This window comes from Alteromonas sp. ABH4_454 (genome assembly GCF_056311775.1).
Genome location: NZ_CM149972.1, coordinates 3,816,329 through 3,827,603, shown reverse-complemented (window position 1 = coordinate 3,827,603; position 11,275 = coordinate 3,816,329). Strand labels below are relative to the sequence as shown.

At 44.3% G+C, this 11,275-nt stretch carries 14 protein-coding genes; 4 read left to right on the top strand and 10 right to left on the bottom strand.

Translation table 11 applies throughout. The annotated features are described in order from the left end of the window. Positions 1-10 precede the first annotated feature (10 nt). The 10 genes from ACYX4W_RS16785 to ACYX4W_RS16740 form a co-directional block, all read right to left on the bottom strand. Positions 11-772, bottom strand: a complete 762-nt coding sequence (locus ACYX4W_RS16785) for an ABC transporter ATP-binding protein (protein WP_476073905.1) — start codon at positions 770-772, stop codon at positions 11-13. Between the two features lie 335 nt (positions 773-1,107). Continuing rightward, positions 1,108-1,809 carry a VC0807 family protein gene (locus ACYX4W_RS16780; RefSeq protein ID WP_025255943.1) on the bottom strand — a complete coding sequence of 234 codons (702 nt, stop codon included), beginning with the start codon at positions 1,807-1,809 and terminating at the stop codon, positions 1,108-1,110. Positions 1,810-1,855: 46 nt separating this feature from the next. Continuing rightward, the gene (locus ACYX4W_RS16775; RefSeq protein WP_476073904.1) at positions 1,856-2,395 is read right to left on the bottom strand and encodes a rhomboid family intramembrane serine protease; all 540 of its coding nucleotides are present in this window, start codon (positions 2,393-2,395) and stop codon (positions 1,856-1,858) included. Between the two features lie 20 nt (positions 2,396-2,415). After that, positions 2,416-3,582: a glutathionylspermidine synthase family protein gene (locus tag ACYX4W_RS16770; protein ID WP_476073903.1), complete on the bottom strand. Its 1,167-nt coding sequence runs from the start codon at positions 3,580-3,582 to the stop codon at positions 2,416-2,418. A 2-nt stretch (positions 3,583-3,584) separates the two neighbouring features. Continuing rightward, the gene (locus tag ACYX4W_RS16765) at positions 3,585-4,253 is read right to left on the bottom strand and encodes a DUF1190 family protein (RefSeq protein ID WP_476073902.1); all 669 of its coding nucleotides are present in this window, start codon (positions 4,251-4,253) and stop codon (positions 3,585-3,587) included. Between the two features lie 10 nt (positions 4,254-4,263). After that, entirely contained in the window at positions 4,264-4,680 is a 417-nt protein-coding gene (locus ACYX4W_RS16760; RefSeq protein ID WP_474805668.1) for a DUF350 domain-containing protein, read from the bottom strand. Positions 4,681-4,695: 15 nt separating this feature from the next. Next, on the bottom strand, positions 4,696-5,340 hold the full coding sequence (locus ACYX4W_RS16755; RefSeq protein WP_476056181.1) for a YjfK family protein: 645 nt from the start codon (positions 5,338-5,340) through the stop codon (positions 4,696-4,698). Positions 5,341-5,351: 11 nt separating this feature from the next. Then, the gene (locus tag ACYX4W_RS16750; protein WP_476073901.1) at positions 5,352-6,407 is read right to left on the bottom strand and encodes a potassium channel family protein; all 1,056 of its coding nucleotides are present in this window, start codon (positions 6,405-6,407) and stop codon (positions 5,352-5,354) included. Positions 6,408-6,555: 148 nt separating this feature from the next. Beyond that, a complete protein-coding gene (locus ACYX4W_RS16745; protein ID WP_118493215.1) occupies positions 6,556-7,236 on the bottom strand; it encodes a PspA/IM30 family protein in 681 nt (226 codons plus the stop codon). Positions 7,237-7,260: 24 nt separating this feature from the next. Next, positions 7,261-7,650: a DUF2170 family protein gene (locus ACYX4W_RS16740; protein ID WP_118493217.1), complete on the bottom strand. Its 390-nt coding sequence runs from the start codon at positions 7,648-7,650 to the stop codon at positions 7,261-7,263. Positions 7,651-7,942: 292 nt separating this feature from the next. Between ACYX4W_RS16740 and ACYX4W_RS16735 the strand changes: the two genes are divergently transcribed. The 4 genes from ACYX4W_RS16735 (at position 7,943) to yajC (ending at position 11,241) form a co-directional block, all read left to right on the top strand. Then, on the top strand, positions 7,943-8,227 hold the full coding sequence (locus ACYX4W_RS16735) for a DUF6471 domain-containing protein (protein WP_474805674.1): 285 nt from the start codon (positions 7,943-7,945) through the stop codon (positions 8,225-8,227). Positions 8,228-8,549: 322 nt separating this feature from the next. Then, on the top strand, positions 8,550-9,596 hold the full coding sequence (queA, locus tag ACYX4W_RS16730; RefSeq protein ID WP_476073900.1) for a tRNA preQ1(34) S-adenosylmethionine ribosyltransferase-isomerase QueA: 1,047 nt from the start codon (positions 8,550-8,552) through the stop codon (positions 9,594-9,596). Between the two features lie 172 nt (positions 9,597-9,768). Continuing rightward, entirely contained in the window at positions 9,769-10,881 is a 1,113-nt protein-coding gene (gene tgt, locus ACYX4W_RS16725) for a tRNA guanosine(34) transglycosylase Tgt (RefSeq protein ID WP_118493223.1), read from the top strand. Positions 10,882-10,905: 24 nt separating this feature from the next. Beyond that, entirely contained in the window at positions 10,906-11,241 is a 336-nt protein-coding gene (yajC, locus tag ACYX4W_RS16720) for a preprotein translocase subunit YajC (protein WP_390607436.1), read from the top strand. Positions 11,242-11,275: the final 34 nt, after the last annotated feature.

The window sequence follows — 11,275 nt, the reverse complement described above, 5'->3', positions numbered from 1 at the left end:
GTTCATATCGCTAAATATCTCCACCATTACGCTCCTTTGCGTAAATTGGTGGTGAAACAGGGCCATGTATTACATTCGCAGACTCCATGCTGCTAGGCCTAGCATCTTCTAATACACCTTTATGCAGTCGTAAAACAGAATCCGCTTTTACCGCTACGTCTTGACTATGAGTAACCACAACAAGGGAGGTATTAGTGTGCTTGCAGGTTTGAAAAAGTAAGTCAGATACGGTTTCGCTGGTGGTCTCGTCTAAATTGCCGGTGGGTTCGTCAGCTAGAATAAGCGCGGGGCGATGTACTAATGCTCGGGCTATGGCACAGCGCTGCTGTTCGCCTCCAGATAATTGGCTTAGCGGCTTTTGCGCTAAGGGTAATATTCCAAGCTGTTCCATTAATGCTAATTGATAGTCTTTATCAAAATTACCTTTTAGCCTTGCGGTAAAGGCAATGTTGTCCCAGGCATTGAAGCAGTCGAACAGGTTAAAGCTTTGGAATACGATGCCCAAATGCTGTTTACGGAAATTATCAACGTCTCTGGTCTGAGTGTTATTACCATTTTTGCCAGCGCTAGCAATTGATAACCCATTTACTGCAATCTCGCCGCTATCAGGGCTTTCGAACCCAGCAATGAGCGATAGCAAAGTAGATTTACCACACCCAGAGGCACCCTGTATGCTAACCGATTCGCCTGGGTTTACAGTCAGGTTAAGGTTGTTTATAAGCGGCGCTCCCGCCTTTGAAAACGATTTTTTTAACTCTTTTATTGTCAGCATAGTTGGCCGTTTTTTCTTGAACCGTTTTGGTCTGAACATGAGGGCACGAGCATGCACGCAATACACAGTGTTGATGGTTTACTGGCAGAGGAGCTATGTGCGCTTCATGTTAGCGCCAACATGTTCTGATGGAACTGGTTCTTTTTATCTTTGAGAGTATACGTAATACCCACACTTTTTGGTTAAAAACGGTGTGGGAATTTGATGGCTAATACCCTTGGGCGGCTCAGGATATTGCTTTGGTAGCTTAAAATACTAGATATGTAATAGATTTAGTCGTAGGGCAGGGTACTTCAAATTTGAAAAAAGGGCGTTTAGCCCCTTCTCGATTTTTTTTACTGGTTAATGAAGTTATCGAGCTCTTCGCCAGTGATTTTCTTGATTTGTGCAAATAAATACCAAAGCGCGGCAATTAGCAAAATCATACTTGGGATCACAATGACTGGATAGCTAAGTGCAGTCATTCGACCCAACTCTTCAGTGTATGCTGTTGTGCCTGGCTCACTAACCAATATCATTTTTGCCAAAATATAATTAAGCGCCGAGGAGAGGAAAAACGAGCTCGCAACAATATAAGAGCTTACCGCCACCTTCTTTTTAAACTCTGGCTGCTTTCCTTTGGCATCTAACACCTGATTGAGGTGAGGCCAGTTTATGATTTGGTCGTTGAGAATAAGCATTTTGACCAAGGGTTTGTTCGTGTACTGGGTTACCAATACCGCTATACCAATAATGCCCGGAATGGCCGCCTCTTTTATTGCAATATACTCTGCTGGCAGTTTGAGTAAGCTAAACCCACCGGTAAGTAACACACTGATAATCCCAAGAATAGAAAATCCGTTTACCTTTCCTGATTCTTTTAGGTCCCATAGGCCATAGCCAATAGGAAAGCTAAGTGCGGCTACGATACTCCAAGCCGGCCCTAGGTAATCTTCTGAACTCGCATAACTCATTAACACCACGGGAATAACAATGTTAAACGCGAGGTTGCCGAAAAAGCCTTGATTCTTTTGTGTAGGTTCTTGTACTGCTGACATATCTTTTATTAACGTCTTATCTTAAAGCCAATTATACGGAAAGTAATTAGCGTGCCCAGTGCCATGCGGCAAATAAGCCGCCAATAAAGCCAAACAGATGATATTCAAAGGAAATAAATTTTGACGTGGGAAGCACACCAACCAGCATACCTCCGTATAGCGCTGCAACTACTAGTGAAATAAGCAAATACCGCACTTTGTTACTTCTAAAACCTGCCAGCACGAGGAAACCGAAATAACCATATACCATGCCGCTTGCGCCAATATGCGTAGCGCTTCTGCCAAACAGCCATACGCCTAAGCCACCTATAAGCAGTGCACTTAGCGTTGCGATGAGAAACGTACGTTTTCCCCATTGCATGGTAAGCCACATGAACAACAAAAGAGGGACGAGGTTTGCCATTAAGTGCGTCGGCGTTCCGTGAAGAAAAGGTGCAGTAAAAATATAAGGCAAACTTGATAGCGTGCGGGGCACCACACCAAACTGATTAAGTGCATTACCAGTGAGTAAGTTAGCTACTTCTATTACGATTAATAGTGCACCTAACGTCAGCAGAACGCGAATTTGAAATGAAAGCGGCTTCATGTAAAGGCCCCTTAAATAGATTACAAAATAATATGGGGAAGGTAGCGAGAAAGGTCTTGGGTGATCGCTGAGGCATCTTCTCTTACCGAAATACCCGCTGGCATGTCATCTACTAACCAACTACCTATAAGCGTATGATTACCTTCAAAAACGGGCAATGGTTCAAAAGCTTGAACAATAAAACCTTCTTCGCCATAAGGCCCGTCACTTAAAATGTTCTCAACACCACCTTCGATAATTGATACGTTGGCTCCCTCTCTAGAAAAGAGGGGCTTTTTAATCCACTTGCCGGACAAACTATTTGCATTTATTTCATCTAAAAAATAAGCCGGAAGCAGGTTAGGGTGACCTTCGAATTTCTTCCAAAGCTGAGGAAGCAGCGCTTTATTTGAAATGACAGATTTCCACGCGGGCTCCAACCAATTTACTTGGGCGTCTTCTAATACGTCGCCAAACTCTTCGCGCAGCATAAATTCCCAAGGGTAAAGCTTGAAGCAGTCTGTAATTGGCGCGTCTTGAAGGTCAGTAAAAACGCCTGTGTCTGCTAACCCAATATCTTCGATAAAGACAAAGTCAGCCATAAGCCCAGCTTCTTTGGCGCAGTCTTGAAGGTATTGCACGGTTCCGCGGTCTTCTACGGTATCTTTACAGCACGCCATATGCAGTTGATTTATATTGTAGTGCAGCGCAATTTCACGAAAGCGGTGGACTAATTTTTCTTGCAAGCTATTAAACTGATCGGCATGCAGAGCAAGTTTACCTGCATCAACATTTTGAGAAAGCCACAACCATTGCCAAAAACCGGATTCATACAGGCTGGTGGGCGTATCTGCATTATTCTCAAGAAGTTTTGCCGGCCCTTTACCGCTGTAAACAAGGTCAAGGCGAGAGTACAAACTTGGGTCTCTTTCGTTCCAGCTATTGCGCACTAAATCCCAATGCTGCTCGGGGATGCAAAAGCGAGTAAGTAATTCCTCACTATTAACCACATCTTCAGTTACCGCCAAGCACATTTGATGTAACTCGGCAGTGGGGTCTTCAATGTCGTTTTCAATTTGTGCTAGCGTGAATTGATAGTAAGCACTTTCATCCCAATATGGCTCGCCATACATGGTGTGGAAATGAAAACCAAACTCGTTAGCCAACTGCTGCCAGCCCTTGCGAGGCTGGCAAGGCATTCTAAACATAGTTATCCGCCCCAGCCGCCTTTACGGCTGCTGCTACCCCAAGACGATTTTGCTCGAACACTGCTGCCAAAGCCGCCCCGTTTCATGGTGCGGTTCACCGTGGGCTTTGGTTTGTAAACGCTTTTATTTACGCGGTAATTTCTTTTACGAATATCGCCGTCGAACACATAGCCGTCTGCCGTTATCCAGCGTGAACGAAATGGTGAATTGTATGAATAGGAAGTATATAAGGGTTGCGAGGAGTAGCGATTTGGCGATAGCAGAGAGCTCACCATGTAGCCAGCCATGAATGGCATGAAAAAGCTGCCGCTACTATTATTCACATATTGGCACTGGTTAGGGCCAAATTCATGTTCGCAGTCGTACTCAGAGTTAAAGCGCGGACTGGTGCGCATGGCCTCGTCGACCGCTGTCTGGTAGGCAGCTTCACAACGCTCTACTGCATCAGGAAAATCCTGTTTACAGTCTTCTAGCGAGGTGTAAATGGTGGCGTCTTCTTTTTCGCCGCCACAACCACTCAAAATAACGCTGGCCACCCCCAATGCTAAAGGCTTCACGCTAAAACCTTTGCGCATGCGACCAAGGTCAATATGTTTGGTGCGTTTTAATGCGGGCTTTTCACCTTGCACGCTATCAATAACATCAAGCTGAGTGTTTCGTTTATCAGTCATCGCTGCCCCCTTAATAGGTCATGCAAGCGGCATTGAGTAAGCCTACGGCAATAGACATGCTAGCAAGCATTACACCCGCAGAGACTTCGTTATTATTTATGCGCTCGGCGATTTTGGGCATAAAGCTGAAACGCAATATGGCAAACGCTAGGGATTGTGCAATCACAGCAACAAGCGCCCAAATAGCAAAATCCACCACAGCAACAGAGTTTGAAGCTGCGCTACCAAGCGCTATAGCAAAACCGATAATAGCACCGCCAAATCCAATAGCTGCAGCTACATTTTTCTCTTCTTTTACCAACTTCCATTCATCGTGAGGTGTAACCAAGGCGTACACCAATTTGAAGATAAACAAGAAAACAATCGATAGGCCGAAGTACAGCGCAAAGTTATCCAGGCCGGCCAAAGAGTGCATAATGGTGTCCATAGTTATTCCTTTTTTTTAACCGTTTATCGTGATGTCCGCAGGCTCAACATCGAAGCCTGTAGAAATCACTAAGCATCTATCTAAATTATTACCTACTTGCTTTTCTTCACCAACAACAAGCAAGGTCTCAACTCTATCGTTACTGATCGGGCGTTCGTATAACATCATAAACTGATCTGTTTTACTGACATCACCGTCTTCTTCGTAAGTCGTTTCGGTAACCGCAACAGGCGGTGACTCGTCGCCCACAGCCCCCCAGACACGGGTATATACATTGCCCTCAAGCTCGTAGGTAGGCTGACTGATTACGCTCTTTAAACATTCATTCCACTGAGCTGTGTTGCCAATGGTTTTAGTTTCATAAAAGTGCCAAAGTTTCACGTCAGTAATGTGGTTTTCTGATAGACCACCGTCGGTTACCACCTGTAGAAAACCATCATCGTCAGTGTAAAAACGAAGCAGGGTGCCGCCAGTATCCAAAGGGGCTTCACCTACCGCTTGAATTAACTGCGAACGTGCTGCGCCTTCAATGGTTAACTCGGGCTCTAGTAGGGAAAGTTTTAAGTTATCTAATTCGAAAGAACCACCTAAATAAAGCCCCATTATTTCTGGCGACTTAGGTTTTTTAGGCTCTGATTTTTTAAATAGTTTACTAAACATGTTTACGCCTCTTAATCAGCGTCCAGTGACGACCAGTTTATTGCATTAATGCGTCGCTCAGCGATGTAAAACAAGGTGTCACCTGGGTTTAACGTAGCGTCTAACGGCGGGTTTACCACCATTTCTTTCACAAGGCCATTGGGTGCATAACCAATAAAGATAGCGTCGTGTTTACGCTTTAAATTGATAAATAACTTGGCAACGGAAATCGCTTGGCAACTTTGCGGTATTTTTACTGAAAATTGGGCTTGCCCTTCATCAATACTTAGCAAATCGTGATGAAGCATACTTGAACCTGGATCAAATGCAGCTTTAACCAGCATTTCTATTGCAACACTAGGTGTGCATTCCACTTTAGGGCAGTGGTCCTGAAGCAAATTAACTAAGCTGTCATCGTCGAAATAGGCCACCTGATGTGCATCAGGATTGCGCTTGGTGCAGTAAAGCGCAGTAGTCATGGTGACATCATCCTGCGGGTTATCGATAATAATAGTTTTGGCTGAGCTTACACAAGCGCGGTCCATATCTTCGTCTTTGTTAAACGAATCTACTTTTACAAACTCAATGACGCCAGGCATGGGGTTGGTAATATCAGCTTTTACGCAAAGTACAATATCTGGGCGTTCAGACATTGCATCTCGTTCTTGAAGAATCAAGTCAAGCAGCATCATGGTGCGCTGCTCATTCCACCCAATCACCAAGATATGTTCATTAAGCATCAAGCTATTCATACCCAACAATCCTTTCTTCCACGTTAAAGAAACCCAAGCTGCAATTCGCCCAATCACCATGGCGAAAATACTCAAACCAAGCGGTATGACATAAAGCGCAACAACTAATTTGCCCGCTGGTGTGACGGGAGACAAATCGCCATAACCTACCGTTGAAGCAGTGACCGCTAACCAGTAGACAAAGTCGGTTTTAGCAATTAAGTCGTGTTCGCCTGCAGCGAAAAGAAGCCAATAGCTTGTTACTGCGTAAAACGCGGTCGCACCGACAATGGTGTACCAGCGAGACTCTGCAAAGTATTGCAGCATGATTTTTCGCAGTTTAATCCATGGAGACATAAAACAAACAGCCCTTGTTATGCGTGTCCTTACTCTGCCTTGAAGTACTTGATTTGTCTAGATTAGGTCGTTGTTATCTGGCGATTTATGCAAGGAATTATTGTAACAAGAAATTAAAAATGGGAGCCTTTAGCTCCCATCCTTTAACTTACTTGCCTAGAATTCGAGCTAGCTCGTCATCGGCTGAGGTTTTGCCCCCTTTGATGCCCGCTTCGGCTAGGCGTTTTTCTAGGTCGCTGCTCGACTCCTCGCTAGCTAGTTCCTCGGCTGCTTGAAGTTCCGCATTGCGCATCTTTTGCTTATCCTGAATGCGAGACAAAGACTCAGTCGCTGTCTTCATTTTGCTGTTCGCGCCCATGTGGCGTGAAGATACTGCAACCTGCGCTTTTTGAACACTTTCAGTAGCTTTGACCATATCCACTTGCTGCTCTAAGCGGCGCAAGTTCGCTTTAGCTTGCTGAATATTATTAGCCAACTGCTTCTCAGACTGTTTGAACTGATCAAGGTAGGTTTGTTCTTGCTCACGTTCTTCTTTCAACTCTGATACTTTCTGTGCACAGTCAAGAGCAAGCTGACGATCATTATCTATCGCTTTACGCGCATGCTCTTCGTACTCGGCTATTGACGAGTTGAAGCTATCGACTTTTTGTTGAGAAAGTTTACATTTCGCCAAAATCTGCGTGCGCGCATGATCAGACTTACGTAGTTCTTCTTTGGCTTCTCTGATTTCTTGCTCCAAAATTCGAATCGCCTGACTGTCTGCAACAGACTGCGCAGCTTCGGTAGCACCACCTTTTACTGCAGTAATTAGTTTTTTCCACACTGACATTCGCTTCTCCTTAAGAAGTAAATTTTAGTTAAGGTGTGTTTCGTAGGCATCTAAGAAAGATGCAACATTTTGAAACAAGGTTTCCACTTCAATAACAATACTTTCGGCTTTCGACTGGGCACTTAGTGCACCAAAGGCGGTGTAATATTCTTCGCCACCAATATTTGAAATACCTACGGTGGTAAGAGGAAACACCATGTGTGTAGACAGTATTTCATGGTCAAGCGCAGGCTTATCTTTTACTTCCGACGCGGCGAACAAGAGACTTTCTACCAAAATTTGCTCACCGCTAATTGCAAGCCATGCATCAATGCCGTCTTGATTAGCAATAAGTAAGCAGTTTTCCTCATGTGTTACCACAAAGTCATCGTGCTCTTTAAATAAGGCTTCGATGCTTTCCAGTTCCCAGCTCATACCTTTCTCCTTTAGTTATTAAAGCGATAATGTTGAAAACGAATGTCGTATATGTGGTGCCTTACAACGCATTGCTTTGCTTAAAACTGTGTTGAAACACAAAACTTAAAACCTAGCATTACTAAAAGAACAACCGCGGTTACTGTAACGACTATTTTCGTCTTCGCCAATATCTTGACTTGCAGTGTAGACCTGTTGTGCCATAATCGTCAACATTAAATATATGCTATAAGTGTAAAAAAGTGTGTTTTTGTAAATTATATATCACATTTGTATGGTTTTTGGAGGCTGTGTGAACACAGGAAATACGCAGAGTGCAAAGAGTGCATGGCGACAAACGGTTGCAAGAGTCGTGAAATCTGAAATGTCTGTGCGCGGCGTAAAATATCAAGCGCTAAGCCAAAGACTTGAAGAAATAGGTGTGGATCAAAGCGCTGACAACCTGAGGAATAAAGTGAATAAAGGTATTATGGGGGCCGATTTATTGCTTCAGATTTTATACGTGCTTAAAGCTCGACCTTTAGATGCTGCGCTTTTAGAAGAAATCTTAACTGATCTTAGTGTTTCGAAAGAGTAGAATAGGGCAGATAAAAAAGTACCCGGCACATGCCGGGTACGAACGATAAGGAATGTTATGGGAGAACATCATCACTATCTGGAGCAGATATTAATCGTTTAAGTATTTGCTCGCTAGTACAAAATTCAGCTAGTGCGTATTTTGTGCGATAAGTAGGTATTAATATCTATACATGTAGGCTGAGAGGTAGGATTTCTAAGACTTTGGTCGACATTGATTTCTGTGAAATTTCGCAACTTTAGTATAATTACCTCCTCTTGAAATTGTGTTAAACCATAAAGAAAACAACATAAATTGCGTATAAATTAAGAATCTATTATTTATGAAACTATCTGAATTCAGCTTTACCCTTCCGGAAAGCCTAATTGCAAAATATCCCACCGAAAATCGTTCAGCCAGTCGCCTATTGCAGCTGGACGGCAAATCGGGTGACGTTCGCCATAGTATGTTTGCTGATATGGTCGAGCTTTTAGATGAAGGCGACTTGCTGGTTTTTAATAATACCCGAGTTATTCCCGCACGACTTTTAGGTAAAAAAGAAACGGGCGGTCAGGTAGAAGTGCTGATTGAACGCATTACCTCAGACAATACTGCCTTGGCGCATGTTCGCGCGAGCAAGGCACCTAAGCCAGGAACTAAGCTTATTCTTGAAGAGAAAGTGAATGTGACGGTGACAGGGCGAGACGATGCGCTATTTGTTTTACAGTTTGACCATGACGAAACCGTATTGACGCTATTGGAAGCGCATGGCCACATGCCGCTTCCTCCCTATATTGACCGCCCAGACGAAAACTCAGACAAAGAGCGCTATCAAACTGTTTATAATCAAAAGCCAGGCGCTGTTGCAGCACCTACTGCAGGGCTTCACTTTGACGACGCTATCTTAGAAGCGCTTAAAGAGAAAGGCGTGAATTTGGCTTTTGTAACCTTGCACGTGGGTGCGGGTACCTTTCAACCCGTGCGCGTTGACAATATTCTTGAGCACAAAATGCACGCGGAGTTTGCAGAAGTCCCCCAAGAAGTCGTCGATGCTGTGTTAGCTACAAAAGCTAATGGAAAGCGTGTTATCGCAGTGGGAACAACCTCTGTACGCTCTTTGGAGTCAGCGGCAAAAGCAAGTGCAGAACGCGGTGACGACGAGGTTATTGCGCCATTTAACGAAGACACAGAAATCTTTATCTACCCGGGCTTTGAGTTCAAAGTGGTAGACGCCATGTTCACTAACTTTCACCTTCCAGAGTCTACGCTAATGATGCTAATTAGTGCATTTGCCGGTAAAGACAACGTGATGAATGCCTACCAAGAAGCGATAGAAAAAGAATATCGATTCTTTAGCTATGGTGACTCTATGTTTATTGAGCGTGCCTGAGCACATTCGGCTACGATAGAAGGCGTGTAAATCGGTGTTTTGTAGGCCTTTCCAGCTTAGTTACAGATAAACATAGATACGGGGCATGATCTCAGCCAAATTACTGGTATAATCGCCGCCAATTTATTTTTATACCCAGCGCAGAAGCGCACAAAAGTGGGAATGCTTTCACATGCAATTTGAGTTGTTAAAAACCGAAGGCCGAGCACGACGCGGTCGTTTGGTGTTTGAACGCGGTGTTGTTGAAACGCCAGCGTTCATGCCAGTAGGTACTTACGGTACTGTTAAGGGAATGACCCCTGAAGAATTAAAAGACAGCGGTGCACACATCTGTCTTGGAAATACCTTTCACCTAATGTTACGCCCTGGTACTGGCATTATTCGCCAGCACGGCGATCTGCACGACTTTATGAATTGGGACAAGCCGATCCTCACTGACTCGGGCGGCTTCCAGGTATTTAGTTTGGGTGACTTGCGTAAAATTACTGAAGAAGGCGTAACGTTCCGCTCTCCAATTAATGGCGAAAAGATTTTGCTTACGCCTGAAAAGTCGATGGAAGTTCAGCGCGATTTGGGTTCTGACATCGTAATGATTTTTGACGAGTGCACGCCGTACCCTGCTACTGAACAAGAAGCGCGCGTTTCAATGGAAATGTCGCTACGTTGGGCCAAACGTAGTAAAGAAGCCCACGGCGATAACCCGGCGGCACTTTTTGGTATCATTCAAGGCGGTATGTACGAAGGTCTGCGTGACGTTTCACTTGCTGGTCTTGAAGCGATTGGCTTTGACGGCTATGCCATTGGCGGCCTTTCAGTAGGCGAGCCAAAAGAAGACATGATCCGCATTATCGACCACACAGCGCCAAAAATTCCAGAAGATAAGCCTCGCTATCTTATGGGCGTGGGCAAACCAGAAGATTTGGTTGAGTCTGTGCGTCGCGGTATCGATATGTTTGACTGTGTTATGCCTACGCGTAATGCGCGAAACGGTCACCTATTTGTGACAGAAGGCGTTATCAAAATTCGCAACGCGAAGCACAGAAATGACACTTCACCATTAGATGAGAATTGCGATTGCTACACTTGTAAAAACTATTCTCGCTCTTATCTACATCATTTGGACAAGTGTAACGAAATACTGGGTGCGCGCTTAAACACCATCCATAACCTTCGTTACTATCAGCGTGTTATGCAGGGTCTTCGCGATGCGATAGACGCAGGTACGCTTGATGAATTTGTACAAGAATTTTATGAACAAAAAGGGTTGCCGGTTCCGGCACTATAACAACGATAATATTTGGGGAATTTTATGAGCCTATTTATCTCGAACGCTTATGCACAGTCTGCTGGTGCACCGCAAGGTGGCGGCATGGAAATGATCATCATGCTAGCTGTATTCGGTTTAATCTTTTACTTCTTGCTTTACCGCCCACAGGCTAAGCGCGTGAAAGAGCATAAAAACCTAGTTTCTTCACTAGGCAAAGGCGATGAAGTATTAACACAAGGTGGTTTGGTAGGAAAAATCACTAAAGTGTCAGAAGAAAAAGACTTTATTGAAGTTGCACTTAACGAATCAAACAACATCGTTGTTCAGAAGTCTTCAGTAACTGCTGTGCTGCCTAAAGGCACCATGAAGTCACTGTAAGTAACAATAGCCGGGGCCGGGACGCTTCCCGGTA